The organism is Acetatifactor muris (assembly GCF_024623325.1).
Classification (GTDB): Bacteria; Bacillota; Clostridia; order Lachnospirales; family Lachnospiraceae; genus Acetatifactor; species Acetatifactor muris.
Window position 1 is genome coordinate 192,116 of sequence record NZ_JANJZD010000005.1, and the last position, 14,917, is coordinate 207,032.

The 14,917-nt window shown below is 45.4% G+C and carries 10 protein-coding genes; 3 read left to right on the plus strand and 7 right to left on the minus strand.

From position 1 onward, the window contains the following. Nucleotides 1-34: 34 nt before the first annotated feature. Complete coding sequence (locus tag NSB25_RS06615) at nucleotides 35-2,113, plus strand: glycogen debranching protein (protein ID WP_242982332.1); 2,079 nt, start codon at nucleotides 35-37, stop codon at nucleotides 2,111-2,113. Between the two features lie 64 nt (nucleotides 2,114-2,177). Here NSB25_RS06615 and NSB25_RS06620 read toward each other — a convergent pair whose 3' ends face one another. From NSB25_RS06620 to NSB25_RS06630, 3 genes are all read right to left on the minus strand, one after another. Next, nucleotides 2,178-3,458 (minus strand): L-cysteine desulfidase family protein, encoded by a 1,281-nt coding sequence (locus tag NSB25_RS06620; RefSeq protein ID WP_103238554.1) that lies wholly within the window; start codon nucleotides 3,456-3,458, stop codon nucleotides 2,178-2,180. A gap of 71 nt (nucleotides 3,459-3,529) precedes the next feature. Beyond that, nucleotides 3,530-4,906: an MATE family efflux transporter gene (locus NSB25_RS06625; RefSeq protein WP_103238553.1), complete on the minus strand. Its 1,377-nt coding sequence runs from the start codon at nucleotides 4,904-4,906 to the stop codon at nucleotides 3,530-3,532. A gap of 108 nt (nucleotides 4,907-5,014) precedes the next feature. After that, nucleotides 5,015-6,958, minus strand: a complete 1,944-nt coding sequence (locus tag NSB25_RS06630) for a glycoside hydrolase family 127 protein (RefSeq protein ID WP_103238552.1) — start codon at nucleotides 6,956-6,958, stop codon at nucleotides 5,015-5,017. A 204-nt stretch (nucleotides 6,959-7,162) separates the two neighbouring features. On the opposite strand from NSB25_RS06630, the gene NSB25_RS06635 reads away from it, so the two are divergent. Next, nucleotides 7,163-8,041: a helix-turn-helix transcriptional regulator gene (locus tag NSB25_RS06635; RefSeq protein ID WP_103238551.1), complete on the plus strand. Its 879-nt coding sequence runs from the start codon at nucleotides 7,163-7,165 to the stop codon at nucleotides 8,039-8,041. A gap of 127 nt (nucleotides 8,042-8,168) precedes the next feature. Next, nucleotides 8,169-9,353 (plus strand): cation:proton antiporter, encoded by a 1,185-nt coding sequence (locus NSB25_RS06640; protein ID WP_103238550.1) that lies wholly within the window; start codon nucleotides 8,169-8,171, stop codon nucleotides 9,351-9,353. A 464-nt stretch (nucleotides 9,354-9,817) separates the two neighbouring features. On the opposite strand, the gene NSB25_RS06645 is transcribed toward NSB25_RS06640, so the two are convergent. The 4 genes from NSB25_RS06645 to NSB25_RS06660 all read right to left on the minus strand — a co-directional run bounded on the left by NSB25_RS06645 (nucleotide 9,818) and on the right by NSB25_RS06660 (nucleotide 14,908). Further along, nucleotides 9,818-10,390: a Uma2 family endonuclease gene (locus NSB25_RS06645; RefSeq protein ID WP_103238549.1), complete on the minus strand. Its 573-nt coding sequence runs from the start codon at nucleotides 10,388-10,390 to the stop codon at nucleotides 9,818-9,820. A 709-nt stretch (nucleotides 10,391-11,099) separates the two neighbouring features. Beyond that, the gene (locus NSB25_RS06650; protein WP_103238547.1) at nucleotides 11,100-12,158 is read right to left on the minus strand and encodes an MBOAT family O-acyltransferase; all 1,059 of its coding nucleotides are present in this window, start codon (nucleotides 12,156-12,158) and stop codon (nucleotides 11,100-11,102) included. Nucleotides 12,159-12,160: 2 nt separating this feature from the next. Beyond that, complete coding sequence (locus NSB25_RS06655; protein WP_103238546.1) at nucleotides 12,161-13,327, minus strand: DHHW family protein; 1,167 nt, start codon at nucleotides 13,325-13,327, stop codon at nucleotides 12,161-12,163. Between the two features lie 63 nt (nucleotides 13,328-13,390). Then, nucleotides 13,391-14,908, minus strand: coding sequence for an oligosaccharide flippase family protein (locus NSB25_RS06660; protein WP_103238545.1), 1,518 nt, complete (start codon nucleotides 14,906-14,908; stop codon nucleotides 13,391-13,393). Between the last annotated feature and the right edge of the window lie 9 nt (nucleotides 14,909-14,917).

Genomic DNA, 14,917 nt, shown 5'->3' on the forward strand with positions numbered 1-14,917 from the left:
TTATATTCCGGAAATTCATCGTTCGCTGACGCCGATGGCAGAAATCGAAGGTTTTCCCGTCCGTCCCGGACTTTTTGACGTTCATGGGGCAATGATGCTCCCGGTAGGCGTAAATTTTACTGTCCATACCCATTACGGCACTTCGTGCACGCTTCTTCTGTTTCACAGAAATGCAGTTACTCCTTATGCCAGACTCCCGTTTCCCGAAGCCTATAAAATCGGAGATGTCTATTCCATGATTGTGTTCGGACTGGATATCGAGGAATTTGAATATGCCTACCAGGTAGACGGTCCCTACGAGCCGGAAAACGGGCTTATATTTAATCGGAATGCCGTTCTTCTGGACCCATACGCACGCTCGGTGGCCGGTCAGCGGCAATGGGGAAGTCAGACGCACGGAAGTTACCATGCCCGTGTGATCCGGGATTCTTTTGACTGGGGAGATATGCCTCAGTCCTCCCGCACCATGAGCGATCTGATTATTTATGAACTGCACGTGAGAGGATTTACCTATCACCCCTCTTCCGGTGTGACTCATCGGGGAACTTTTGCCGGTCTGATGGAAAAAATTCCCTATCTGAAGGAGCTGGGAATCAATGCGGTGGAAATGATGCCCATTTTCGAATTTGACGAGACCATGAACGCCCGGGAGGTGAACGGAGAAAAGCTTCTTGATTACTGGGGGTATAACACGGTAAGTTTTTTTGCGCCCAACACGGGATATATCGCCGGAGACGAGTACAATCAGGAGGGCACCGAACTGAAAGTTCTCATCAAAGCCCTGCATGATAACGGCATTGAAGTGATTCTGGATGTGGTGTTCAATCACACTGCGGAAGGCAATGAAAAAGGACCGACCTTCTGCTTTAAAGGCTTTGACAATAAGGTTTATTATATGCTGACACCCAACGGAAATTATTATAATTTCAGCGGCTGCGGCAATACCCTGAACTGCAATCACCCGGCTGTCCGCCAGATGATTCTGGAATGTCTGCGCTATTGGACGGTAAATTACAGAATCGACGGCTTCCGCTTTGATCTTGCCAGTATTCTGGGAAGGCATGAGGACGGTTCTCCTCTGAACAATCCGCCTCTTCTGGAGCTTCTGGCCATGGACCCCGTTCTGCGCAATGTGAAGCTGATTGCCGAAGCCTGGGACGCAGGCGGATTGTACCAGGTGGGAAAGTTCCCGGCCAGCAAACGCTGGGCCGAGTGGAACGGCCGTTACCGGGACTCTCTCAGAGCCTTTTTAAAGGGAGATTTCTGGCATTCCTGGGAAGCTGCATGGAGCATTTCCGGTTCCGGCGATCTCTATGGCGGATTCTATTCCGACAACACGAACAATTATGCAGGCTATAATTCCTGTGTCAATTTTCTCACCTGCCATGACGGATTTACACTGTATGATCTGTATTCCTATAACGAAAAGCACAATGAAAGAAACGGCTGGAACAATACGGACGGTTCCGATGACAACCGCAGCTGGAACTGCGGTGTCGAGGGTGACACCGACAATCCCGAAATCCTTTCCCTGAGATTCCGCATGATACGCAATGCCTGCGCTGTGCTGATGTGCAGCCGCGGAACTCCCATGTTTCTGGCCGGAGACGAATTCGGGAATTCTCAGTCCGGCAATAATAACGCCTATTGTCAGGACAATGAAATTTCATGGCTGGACTGGAGTCTGCTGGAAAAAAACAGGGAGCTGTTCGAATTTTTCAAATTCATGATCCATTACAGACACACCCATCCCGTCATCCGCAAAATGCTTCCGGAAGCAGTCTGCGGCATGGATCCGATGCACACTCACAATGTCAATGCGGAAGAAATCTACATTCCCCAGGATGCCAAAACTCTGGCTGTAAGCTTTGCCGGCTACAACCCGGAAACCAGGACAGATGACCTGGTATATATAGCAGTCAACAGTCACTGGGAAGATGTACGGATTACCGTCCCGGAGCTGGATTGCCCTCTCGGCTGGTATCTGAGCGTCAACACCTGGGGGGACGAACAGAACCGCTATTTCTACCCGGAAGGGGAAGAAGTCCGCATTGATCATGAGTTCATTATGCATCCCCGCTCTGTGGCGGTATTCACTGGACGAAGTCTCTGAGAGAGTGTGTGGAACGGGGCTGTCCCTTGAAAGCGGACAGCCCCGTTCATATTCCACAGCTTGTTCAGCACCTTGCTTCCGTCATCATTTTCAGAATCTCCCTGTCCGTCTCCCTCATACCTTCTTTGCTCAGGCGTCCTACATTTGCAATGGTATTTTCCACACCTTTCCTGACAATTCCTTCTCCGTCCCGGAACTGACTGCCCATTTTATACATCTCATAGCCCAGCAATGCAGATTCGATGGAAAATGCAATCTTGGCGGCACAGGAAGCTTTTGCTCCGTCGCATATCATTCCCGAAGTCACTGCCAGAGAATTTACCAGACAATGTGCGATGGTCTTATAATCGCCTCCGTACAGGTAAGCAATCGCCGCCCCTGCGGCACTTCCGGCGCTGACAGCGCCACAATAGGCTGACAGCCGGCCTATCCCTGTCTTCTGATGAATGGCCAGAAGGTTGGACAGCACAAGTGCCCGGTACAGCTTCTCCTGCCCCACCTTCAACTCTCTGGCATATTCAATCACGGGAACGCTGACAGTAATCCCCTGATTGCCGCTCCCGGAATTGATTATCACCGGCAACTCACAGCCGCTCATTCTGGCATCCGAACCTGCTGCTGCCATGGCCCTGGCCCTGTTATGAATTTCATTTCCATACAGCTTCAGCAGCACGCTTCCCACATTGGCACCGTAGGAATTCCGGATTCCCTCCTCTGCAATGGCCATATTGCAGGAGATCTGTTTCTCCAGCGTCTCTCTGACTTCTTCAATCTCCACCGATTCCGCAAAGTCCAGAATGTCTTCTACATTCAGAACACTGCGGTCCGTCAGGCCTTCTTCTCTGCCTGCCGCTTCCTTCCGGAATGTCACCTGCCCGTCTGTCTCCTCCAGCACAACATTGGTGTGATACTGCGCGATTCTCACCCTTGTGCGATGTCCAAAGCCTTCTGCGGTAACGATCAGATCAAGCGGAAATTTACTGTCCAGAAAGCGGACCTCCACCGCCTTCCTGCCCAGGAACAATGCCAGCTCCGCCTTCTGTTCCTCCGTAATATCCGCAATCACCTCCAGCTCCTTTTCCGGTTTCCCGGCCAGCGCTCCCGCTGCAGCTGCCGCCTCAATCCCCTTCAGGCCGCCTGTGTTGGGAACCACCACACTCTTGACATTTTTAATCAGATTCCCGCTGGCTTCCACCAGAATTCTCTCCGGCTTTTCCCCAAGAAGCACCCTCGCCCGGGCCGCCCCGTAGGCAATGGCAATTGGCTCCGTACACCCCATGGCCGGAATCAGTTCTTCTCTTAATATCTGCAGATACTGCAGGTATTTCGTATCTCTCTTCTCCAAAATTATCCACCTTTCACAGTAACAAAAAACCGGCTTCTGACCGGTTTTCCGTTTTTATGTAATTGCAGACCTCAGACTGCCTTCTCCTTCCACTTTCCTCGCTTGTAGAAGAAAAAGGTGATAATTGCCCCAAACACCCATGAAGCCAGCAGCGATATAAAGATACATTCCTGCCTGCCCCCCGGAAACTCCGGTGATCTGGTGAAAAAAGCAATTCCATAGGCGATGGGCACACGAATCAGAACCGTCGTGGCAATGGAAATCCACATGGGGGTCACCGTGTCTCCGGCCCCGCGCATAACCCCGGACAGACTCTGGGTAACCGCCATGGCAATATATCCCACTGCCAGAATTCCCATCATATTCCGGCTCAGCTCCACCAGCTCCGGCGTCTTCGTAAAGATTCCCATCAGTGCCTTTCCGAAGAGCAGAATCATCCCTGTCAGAACGGTGGATGTGGCCATGGCAATGGCTGTCCCCTGCTTTGCTCCTCTCTCCACTCTGTCATACATTTTGGCGCCTACATTCTGACCGGCATAGGTAGTCATTGCCGTGCCGAAGGAGAAGTTCGGCATCATGGCAAATCCGTCCACGCGCATGATGATTACGTTGGCGGCAATAAACATTTCGCCGAAACTGTTGGTCAGCGACTGCACTACAATCATCGCCATGGAGAAAATCGCCTGGGTAATACCGGAGGGAAGTCCCAGCTGAATGATTTTCACCGTATGCTTTTTCTGCAGCTTCAGATAAGCCGGCTTCAGATCAAAAAGCTCTGTCATCCGCATTAACCTGAACAGACACAGCAGGGCGGAAATCACCTGGGCAATCACCGTGGCCAGCGCCACACCGTTAACTCCCATATCCAGCTTTGCCACAAACACCAGGTCCAGCACAATATTGACAAGAGTCGATACCAGAAGATAGACCAGGGCAGACATGGAGTCTCCCAGTCCCCTCAGGATTCCGCTGAGGATATTATAAAACGCCAGTCCCGAGGAACCGATAAACAAAATCAGCAGATACGAATGACACCAGTCAATGATGGATTCCGGGGTATCCAGAAGTTCCAGCAAAGGTCTCGCCACCAGAGATGCCACAATCATCACAAAAATCGTCGCTATCCCCGTGAGCGTGATACAGTTTCCGATGGTAGTGGAAAGCTCCTCCCTCTCCTTTGCTCCGAAATACTGAGAAACCATGATGCCTGCCCCCACGCTGATTCCCACAAACAGGACTATCAGCAGGTTTAAGATAGGTCCGGCGCTTCCCACTGCCGCCAGTGCATTGTCTCCCACGTAATTTCCCACTACAACGCTGTCCACCGTATTATAAAGCTGCTGGGCAATGTTCCCCACCAGCATGGGGACCGTAAAAAAGACAATCTTCTTCCAGGGCGTGCCTTCCGTCATATCCACAGGTTCAAAGAATTTCTTAATCATTTCCATACAAATCACGCCTTTCTCTTTCTCTGTAAATTTTCATGCATCGCCCATTATAAACGATAGCACTCCATTTTACAAGAGGTTCCGGCAGTTTGTTCCCCGCTTCCGGCATTACTCCTCCTGCATCCACACCCGCATCTGATTCTCACCGCGATTTGCCCACGTATAATAGGGGACGGCTGTAAGCTTTGCCTTTTCCTTCACCGGCGGTTTTTCGCTGTACAGTTCGTCGCTTCCGACCATGCGATACCCCTCTATGGAAAGCAGTACATTTCCTTTCAGAACACCTTCTTCACAGGTAAATGGAATCGCTTTCAGGTCCTTTGGTATCCGCAGACTCTGAATCATTTCACCGTTGTCCACCCCTTCAAAGCAATACACCATCGGTCCCCGCAGAAGTGCCACACATCCTGCATTCTCCCGCACATGCTGATTGGCATACGCCCTGCGCACCTCCAGAGGGAACCGAAGGGATACCTTATCTCCGACAGTCCACTTTCTTGTGATATATACATAGCCCTTTTTCAGCAGTTTCCCGGCATCCAGTATTTCTCCGTTGACGCGCAGGCAGTTCTCCTCTCTTTCGAAGTCCACATAGCCGGGAATATGAATTGCCAGCGTAAATTCCTCTTCCGTCTTCGGCATAATGGTATAATCAGCTTTCCCTTCCCAGGGGTAAGAAGTATCCACGATAACCTGTGCTTTCTCCAGTTCCGCCTTCTGTCCGATCATCAGATGAGAGTAAATGGCGGAATCATTTTCACTCCAGCAGTATTTTCCCAGCGAAGTAATCAGACGCACCAGATTGGGCGGACAGCAGGCACATGCATACCATCCCGGCCGCATGGGAAGCGAATGCCGGTATCCAAAAAGCTTTCCGGAGACCCCCGGTTCACACTCCAGCGGATTGACATAAAAGTACTTTTTTCCATCCAGCTGCATGCCGCTGATGGTACTGTTATACAGTTCCTTTTCCATAATATCCGCATAGCAGCCGTCCATCTCCATTTCCAGCATACGATGTGCGAAAAATACCATGGCTATGGAAGCACAGGTTTCCGCATATGCCATGTCATTGGGGAGCTCATAGTTACTGGAAAATGATTCACCCTCGGGATTCCCCCCCAACGCACCGGTAATATACATCTTCTTATTCACCACATTCTCCCACAGAGTTCTGCAGGCCTGATACAGTTTCTCATCCCCGTCAGCGCCGGCCAGATCTGCCATGGCCGTATACATATATAATGCACGGACGGCATGCCCCACTGCTTCCTTCTGTTCATAGACAGTCTCATGGGCCTGGTTATAAGTCACATCCAGCTTGTCAGTGCTGTACTGTCCCCAGTGCTGCCAGCCTCTTTTCATCTTCTCCTCATAGAAATAATCCGGATTTTTTCCTCTTTCTTCCAGAAAATGTCTCGCCATATCCCTGTACTTTTCTTTTCCTGTCACATGGTACAGCTTCATCAGGCCGATTTCCACTTCCTGATGTCCGGGAATCCCATGGGATTTCTCCCCTTCCGGGCCGAACAGGCTGATGATGTGATCTGCCAGGCGCTCCACCACACGAAGAAGTCTGTCCTTTCCTGTGGCTTCGTAATACGCCGCCCCTGCTTCCATCATATGCCCCGCACAGTACAGCTCATGGCATTCATGGAGATTCTGCCAGCGGCGCTCCGGCTCCTTTACAATGAAATAAGTGTCCAGATAGCCGTCCGGCTGCTGGGCTTTCTCTATGATCTCAATGATGTCATCCGCTCTCGCCTCCAGCGCCGAATCCGGCTTTACAGTCAGGGAATAAGCCACACCTTCCAGCCACTTTGCCATATCGCTGTCCTGGAATACCATCCCGTAGAATTCCCCCTGGCTCAATCCCGCCGCAATCCTGAAATTCTCGATGGCATGGCTCTTCGCCACACCCGGAACTTCGTCATTCAATACCTTTTCCTGAAAAGGTATCACCACATCAATTACCTTTTCCTGCATCTGAGACCAGAATGCATCGGAAATTTTTACCTGACCGCTTCTGACTTCACCTGCTTTTTTACTCATCCTGTTACCTCTCCTTCTCTTTCTCCTGTCTGCATATTTTATATCATTCCCGATATAGAAACTTTTCCGGAAAAGGATACTGATTCATTTGTGTACAAAAGCAAATATCTGTATCCCTGGAATTGTCTGGCCCTGAAATTTATGTTATCATTTTCATAAAGGATCACAACCTACAGTTTTCAAGGAAAGGTGGACAAATCATATATGTTGTATCTGATATCCGACGCTGCGCTGCCTGTCTCTTTCTCATCTGCAGGGAATCTGACCAATGAAAATCAGTTCCTGCATCCAAAGCGTATCATGGATTCCTACGAATTGCTATCCGTGACAAAGGGTAATTTACATATCCAGTCAGGAGACCGCAGTTACCATCTGACTCCCGGTCAGTTTGTGCTTTTATTTCCGGAAGAATATCATTTCGGCACCCGGCCTACCGAGGGAGAGCTGTCTTTTTACTGGACCCATTTCCATTTTCATGCCGGAGAAGCAACCCTCTGCGAAGAGACTAAGACAGCGGCCTTCTTCCGGGAAAACGATTGTCCCCGTTATATTCTTCCTGAGACCGGCTCTCTCTCCGCCAACAGCCGGGTCAATGTATTGTTCGTACAGCTCCTTGATCTGGCCAAACGTCTGGGCAGCCTCTCTGCGGTACAGTGTAATTATGCACAAAGCACCCTGCTGCTGGAACTGACAAACGAATGCTTCTTCCGCCATCACATGCTGCAGCAGGGAGAAAATATTCCGCTGAACATTGCCGATCTCATGGAATGGCTGCAGCTCAACTATGATACCTCGCTCTCCGTGGCCGGTATCGCAGAGAAATTCGGGTACCATCCTTCCTACCTTACCGCTGTCTTCAAACGCTACAGCGGCTGTACCATTACCGAATATCTGAACCGCCAGCGCATCCGGGTGGCCAAAAATCTGCTGACATCCATGCCCAAACTCTCCCTGGCGGAAATCAGTGAGCAGACAGGTATTTCAGATGAAAAATACTTCATGCGGCTTTTTAAGCGCTACGAAGGTGTCACCGCCGCTGCTTACCGGAAGGCATTTCCCGAAAAAAGGAAAAATCGGATTTAGCGGATAAAGCAGAGCTGCAGAGGCCACCGGCATTCCAAGGTCCATTTTTTACTTTACATTGGCAAAATTTGTGCTATAATCATTCTTTGGTTAGAGTTTAATATAATAAGAAAAGAGTGAAAGGATTATGGAAACATACAGCATTTTCAAGGATCTGGCAATTATTATCGTTTTCGCGAAGCTCTGTGGAATACTGGCCCGAAAGTGCAGGGCGCCTCAGGTGGTAGGAGAAATCATCGCAGGTCTCCTGATTGGCCCAAGCTTATTGGGACTGGTGCAGCAGTCAGATTTCCTGGCTCACATGGCGGAAATCGGCGTGGTACTTCTGATGTTCTCCGCAGGACTGGAGACAAATCTGAAGGAACTGATGAAGACCGGACCTGTGGCTCTCCTGATTGCCTGCTCCGGCGTATTCATCCCTCTTCTGGGAGGAGCACTTCTGTACATGGGCTTCTATGGTGCAGCTCCCTGGGGTTCGGAGGAGTTCTACAAGGCCGTGTTCATAGGCGTCATCATGACGGCCACCAGCGTCAGTATCACAGTGCAGTCCCTGAAGGAGATGGGGAAGCTGAAAGGCAAGGTGGGAACCACCATCCTAAGCGCCGCCATCATCGACGATGTCATCGGCATCATCGTGCTGACATTTGTAATTGGCTTCAAGAATCCGGAATCCAACCCCGGAAGCGTGGTCCTCTCCACGGTGCTGTTCTTCATTATGGCACTGGTGGCAGGCTTCATCGTCTATAAGATATTCAAAAAGCTTGACGAGCGTTATCCCCACACCCAGAGAATCCCCATCCTGGGCCTGGCACTGTGCTTCTTCTTCGCCTATGCGGCGGAAAAGTACTTTGGAATCGCAGATATCACCGGAGCCTATGTGGCGGGTATCGTCCTCTGCTCTATCCAGGATTCCTCCTACATAGACCGCAAGATGGAGGTCAGTTCCTATATCATCTTCGGCCCAATATTCTTCGCCAGCATCGGTCTGAAGACCAGCATAGACAATGTCAGCGCAGGACTTCTGCTGTTCTCCGCAGGGTTCGTTATCGTGGCGCTGATCACCAAAATCGTCGGCTGCGGCTTAATGGCAAAGCTCTGCAGATTCCGTTTTCAGGACAGCCTCAAAATCGGTGTGGGCATGATGACCAGAGGGGAGGTAGCGCTGATTGTGGCCCAGAAAGGGCTCTCTGTGGGACTGCTCACACCAGAGTATTTCACGGCGGTGATTCTGCTGATCATCGTGTCCAGCATCTCCACTCCGATTCTCTTAAAACTGTTATATATGAAAGACAGAGAAGAAGCAGCTGCTTAGTCAGCTGCTTTTTACAGCCCGCGTACATATTGATGAGCAGATTATGTTCTGTCAACCGGGAACTGATGAAAATGCCGTCTGGAGTCTGCTGCTGGCCAGCGGCTATCTGAAGGTAATAGAATAGATATGGGATGACGAAACGGAAGAAGATATGTATGTTCTGTCTCTGACCTACAAAGAAGTCTGTACTGTGTTCAGGAAACTTATCTTCCATTCAGGCAGAACCGGAACGGTTTTATCATGGTTTTGTACTGGGGTTGATGGGTAATTTATCAGATTACTATATAATTTACTTCTAACAGAGGATGCGGCTTCGGAAGATACCGTACAGACTCCGTTTACACAGATTGAAGAAGTGCAATATGAGGCTTCCTTACTGGCAAAAAGTGTTCTGGCAGGATGCATCAGAAATATGGTTTTGATTGGGTAGGGAGCTGGGGACAGGATACCCCCTCTCTTGATGCTTATTCAGAAAAAACCTTCTCCAAATCGATGAAACACCCCTCCAGAACATTGACCCTTGCAACATCTTTCGCCCCATAATCCTCATAAATTTTCAATACGCCGCTATCCAGAGTAAATACTTGGGCAGATTGGTTATCCGGGTCCACCATCCAGTATTCCCGAACCCCCGCTTGCTGATATAGATTCAGTTTTACAAGCCGGTCATGCCGTCTGGTCGAGGGAGAAAGAATTTCAATTATCAGATCTGGTGCCCCTATACAACCGTATTTGTCTATCTTGCTCCGGTCACATACCACGGAAATGTCCGGCTCAACTATCGTATCAACATCTTTCGGTTTGTCACCATCCCGCTCAAACAGCCTGACGCCGAATGGAGCATGGTAAACCTTACATTGCTTCCCCTCCAAAAAATTAGCCAGCTGGCGAAACAACTCACCGCTAACTTCCTGGTGACGGCTGGATGGCGCTGCCATCATAAACGCTTCACCGTTGATGATTTCGATATGCTCGCTCTCATCCCAAGTAAGAACGTCTGCAAAAGTATATTGCACTTGTTTTGCCGGTAAAGCCATTGGTCATTCCTCCCTTGTCCGCTGTTTTTCATTTGGTATAAACTTCAAGAGTGAGTCAATTTTCTGTTATTATGCCATAAGTGGTCTGAAAATGCAAGGAAAACGTGAGCTTTCGTCTTAAAATGCCTTATTAATCGTTTTTGACCAAAGAAAGGAATGCTGCCCTATTGTAACATTCACCTCAGAACAATATGCCAACAGCATGGATTTTACTGAAAAAGAGCTATTTGGCGCATTAAATGAATATGGTATGAATGATTAGAAATGTGACGTTTTCTTACTGACAAAGGATGTTCCGGCAGAATGCACCAGAAAATATGGGGTTGAAATAGAATGTAATATGGATTTTTGATATTAAAAGTTAAAGTAAATAAATGGACTATAGCTGCCCTTCACCAGATAGCTTATACTCATCAGAAAAAACACCCACAATATCAGCATTTTTCCAATATAATATGCACCACTATCTGTCACTTTTCCAGGTATTTTAATAAAACTCAAAAATGCACATACTGCGAGTTCAATCTTATATTCCGATAAATACAAAACAGTTTGGGGAAGGCTTTCTCCAATTTGTCCTGCATCAAACATTATCCTTATGTAGTGTATTGCCTGTGATATGTTCTCAGCTCGAAAAATCACCCATAGAAGTATTACAATAAAAAAGCTTATTCCTGCATGTAAAATGGTCAATACTCTATAATTTAGACTACGGATTCTTTCTTCTATTTGAAAAAGATTTTCTGCCAGAATGCATATCGCATAAATACCCCCCCCACACTAAAAAAGTTAAATTTGCACCATGCCAAAGTCCTGTCAACATCCATACTACAAATAAATTTATGCATGACCTTACTCTTCCTTTTCGATTTCCCCCCAATGGAATATATACATAATCCCGAAACCAGCTGCTGAGCGAAATATGCCATTTACGCCAAAAATCCTTTATTGAAGCAGCTCTATATGGATAACTAAAATTCTCCGAAAACGTAAAACCCAGCATTCTTCCAAGTCCAATTGCCATATCAGAATATCCGCTGAAATCAAAAAAGATCTGAAACGTATATGCCAATGCTCCAAGCCAGGCAAAAGGCATTCCCAAACTCTCCTCCTTACACATCAAAAAAGCTTTATCTGCAATAATAGCCATATTATCCGCCAGAAGAACTTTCTTACTCATCCCCATGAAAAAACGTTCTAATCCTTCAGACAAATCAACAACTGATATCACTCGCTTTTCCATTTGCTTTTCAATATCAGTATATCGAACAATTGGCCCTGCTATCAGTTGTGGGAATAAAGATATATACAGGCCAATCTTCTCAAATGCCTTCTGTGGTTTGGCTTTCCCGTAATATACATCCACCACATAAGATATTGCCTGAAAAGTAAAAAATGAAATTCCGATCGGAAGTCGAATTCCCTTTCCATATAATGGTAACTCTATTCCAACCTTCCGATATAGCCCTTCAATAATCCACAAGTAATATTTAGCATAAAACAATATCATTACATCTGTAAAAACCGTAACAAAAAGTAGTAGTTTTCTATACCGAATAAATTTATTAAGTACAAGACCGCTTCCCCAATTCAAAAATATGATAAATACCAAGAGAAGAATGTAATGTGGTTCCCCATATGCGTAAAAGCATAAACTCATAAAAAACAGAAAGATATTCCACGCCCAGACCTTTTTTCTCAAAACAAAAGACCCGGAAAGAACAACTGGTAGATAACCAAATATAAAAGCAATGCTTGAAAATACCATTCCTATTCTCCTGTATATTCTCCGATTATTTCACCTTCAAACTCCACTTGAAATAACACAATATCCGGTTCATATTCATCAATATATTCAAGGTAGTTTCCGCCAAAACGTCCCTTTTGCGGATCTAAATTTACAATTTCAAAAAAATTTATTGCTAAATACATTGTCAATGGACGTCCATAAGAATGTGAGATGAACAGACACTTTAAATCATTTAATGCATTATAATTCAGAATATGGTTTTCGATATATCCTACATTGCAAAAGGAATTATACTTATTGTCGTATTCTGTATCTTCAAGAATATCACCGTCTAGCAATGCGCAGAAAAAATCGCCAGATTTCTCTAACAGCAGCTTACCAGTTGTATCATAGCTCTGGAATAACATATCTGTATCAAAATCCGGCAATAATATCACAAAGTCATCTTTTCCTGCATAATATTTTCCAACCTTCACACCATAGGAACCTAAAAAAGAATCCGCAATTCTGTGTTCTAAATAATTGCTTTTATTCGTAGTACTTTTCCCATTTAAATCCCATCCAATCTCATCCTCTATCGTTTTTATAATCTCCTGATATGTGGCAAAACAGGTTTCTATTGTCCAGTGGTGATCTGTTTGATAAAACAATTCTTCTTTTGGAATGGTTCTGATTGTATCGGCCGTATTTAAATCAATAAGGTTTATATTCTTCTCGATCAATGCTCTTTGTGTCATCAAAGAATTTATCTGGCTTCCCTCTGCTGCACCATAAGGTAAATCTGCCATATCCTGCACTGGTAAAATACTTGTCAGATAATAATAAGGAATATTTTTTTCATTTAGATATGATATGATTGAATAGACCGCATCTACCTCTTCATTTATTTTCTCTGGTGTCTGTGTCTCCCTTGCAGAAACCATCGCCCCATAGTCTGTTTTATAGATTGTAAAATTGTCGATTTGTCGTTTTCCCATCCATTTTTGTACAAGTCCATAGATTTCGATCCAATGATCATGAGAAAAAATATTCGAATCAAAAAAATCAGAAACTGCCGACCTTGATAGTGCAATATCATTGTCTTGAATTGCTATAAAAGCATACATATAATGAATCATTCCCACCCATAGCATTCCTACAAATAAAAATGGCGCAATATAATACCGGAATCTTATTCTATGTTTCAATCAGTAAGCCTCCATAAATTTATTTCCTGTGGTAATTTGATTCCTTCTATATTGTACACAGGTTCATGAGTTTCTGTATAGATTACGCCCTTTGAGAACCCTGAGAATCACGGGCAAAACAACTACTCCATAAATACTCAATGTTATCATGGCAGTAATACAAAATCTCGCATAAGTATTCTGAATATTAATGTATTTACATATCAATACCTTTACACATATACATGCCCCAATCCCAATAAGCCAAAATATCATATCCTGTTTAAAATCTGAAATTTTTAAATAACGATTATGTTTCCTTGATGAAACTATATTCATAACTGCACTGATCAGGACCGAAATCGTACTTGCAACGGTAATTCCCAGAATCCCCCAGAACCGGCTCAATACTATGCTTAAAATAATATTCACAACAATGCTGATAGTGCTGTTAATTGTCGGTCCTCTTGAATCCTGATAACCGTACTGAAGTCTTGTAAATAATTCTCTTAATGCACAGGGTATAAACATGCCTCCGTATCCCATCAAAGCATATGTGGAGCTTTCTATGGCGGCAGAGTCAAATGCACCTCTGCCATATACCGCAGTCACAATATCCTTTGCATTCACTATGGAAATAATGGTTACAGGTATCAATATGGTAACGAAAAAAGTTATAAAATATCGGATTATTAATGCCGTTTTCTCATCATCCTTTCTGGCAATATTCTGAGCGATTCTTGTAAATGCAATGCCACAAACTGCGCCTGTAAATCCGGTAATAAAATTAGTGAGAACCGCACTGTAACTCATGGCTGTCACAGTTCCGCCACCCAATTCTGTGGCTAATATCTTATCGACAAGTTGATTTATGTATACCATTGCATAGCTGAAAAGCAACGGCGCTATCATCTTAAGAAGCCTTTTTACATTATCATCAAAAGTAAAACCTCGTAATTCAAATCTCCAATATTTTTTTGAATACATTCCCAAATAAAATAAGTTAACAGCAGCATATAACAGAAAACTTAAAATCAAAGTCTGTACTCCAAGTGAATTTGTAAATAAAATAATACATACAATAAATACAAGACTCTGATTCACACTTGTAATTTCTCCGGGAAGGAAACTGTCGTTTCCTTTCAATAACGCGTTAAATATGGCAGTAATAACGAGTATCACCAGAGAAAACGCATATATTCGCACATTGTGAACTAAAGAATCAAATATTTCCCCTGAATAGGAGGGCGCAATTATTTTTGATACCATTGGGGAGAAAGCAAATATCAGAGATGAAATCAGAATCGATATAATTCCAAAAATCTTTAAAACATTTGATACAAAATGTTTTTCATCCTGATTATTTTCTTTTACTGAAATATAGATGGGTATAAAAGCTGTAATCATTGTCTGCGCAATCAAAAACTCAAAATCAGTTATTATCCCCTGAGACAATGATATAACATCCGTATCCGCAGTTGCTCCAAATGCATTGGCGACTACAATCTGTTTCACGAAACCTAACAGCTTAGCTATCAGCAAAACAGAAGACACTGAAAATACCGTTTTAAAAATACTTCGATTTCTACCAGCATGATTCATAGTTGTCCC

Coding starts and splice junctions, on each gene's coding strand:
- NSB25_RS06615 (WP_242982332.1), top strand. CDS start 35: ATGGCAGAAATCGAAGGTTTTCCCGTCCGTCCCGGACTTTTTGACGTT.
- NSB25_RS06625 (WP_103238553.1), bottom strand. CDS start 4,906: ATGGAAATGATTAAGAAATTCTTTGAACCTGTGGATATGACGGAAGGC.
- NSB25_RS06630 (WP_103238552.1), bottom strand. CDS start 6,958: ATGAGTAAAAAAGCAGGTGAAGTCAGAAGCGGTCAGGTAAAAATTTCC.
- NSB25_RS06635 (WP_103238551.1), top strand. CDS start 7,163: ATGTTGTATCTGATATCCGACGCTGCGCTGCCTGTCTCTTTCTCATCT.
- NSB25_RS06640 (WP_103238550.1), top strand. CDS start 8,169: ATGGAAACATACAGCATTTTCAAGGATCTGGCAATTATTATCGTTTTC.
- NSB25_RS06645 (WP_103238549.1), bottom strand. CDS start 10,390: ATGGCTTTACCGGCAAAACAAGTGCAATATACTTTTGCAGACGTTCTT.
- NSB25_RS06650 (WP_103238547.1), bottom strand. CDS start 12,158: ATGGTATTTTCAAGCATTGCTTTTATATTTGGTTATCTACCAGTTGTT.
- NSB25_RS06660 (WP_103238545.1), bottom strand. CDS start 14,908: ATGAATCATGCTGGTAGAAATCGAAGTATTTTTAAAACGGTATTTTCA.